This window comes from Pseudomonas sp. DCB_AW (assembly GCF_026240895.1).
Lineage (GTDB): Bacteria > Pseudomonadota > Gammaproteobacteria > Pseudomonadales > Pseudomonadaceae > Aquipseudomonas > Aquipseudomonas kermanshahensis.
In genome coordinates, this window is sequence record NZ_JAPFCE010000182.1 from 1 (window position 1) to 472 (window position 472).

General features: G+C 54.7%; 1 pseudogene. It reads right to left on the reverse strand.

Annotated features, from left to right (window positions below):
- Positions 1-158, reverse strand: a pseudogene (locus OO306_RS28170) (glycine/betaine ABC transporter ATP-binding protein); the annotation flags it as partial.
- Positions 159-472: the final 314 nt, after the last annotated feature.

The following is a 472-nucleotide window of genomic DNA, read 5'->3' on the forward strand; positions in this document are numbered from 1 at the left end:
GAAAAGCTTGCATCGAACACGCCGACGACGTGGCCGGTCTTGCTGAAGATTTCGTTCTTGTCGGCGCCCTTGCGGAGCATCTCCATGGCCATGTTCGGGTTGGGGCCGAACACTTTGAAGATGTTGTTTACCGAAAGAATCTCATCGGCATGGCTCATACGACCCTCTTTGTTTTTGTTATGACCAATAAATGATCGGCATCCTTTCCATGGGCGGAAACAGCTGCAGACGTGCGATTGGCAGGGTGCTCAAAAAGCAGTGAGCGAATCAGAACGGTGATGATCTTATGGTTGAGCCAGCGGTGCGTGGCACGCTGGTAAAGCCTCGGGGTAGCGGGCTTTTGTGAAGGACTGGCTGAACTGTAGCCTTGGCTGAACTGTAGTCCAGGCGATGCTCAATGGCCTTGGGCCCGAACGCAGTAAACAGCGGCTGATACACAGCACCCAGGCGCCACGTGGCAAGGATGGTCACC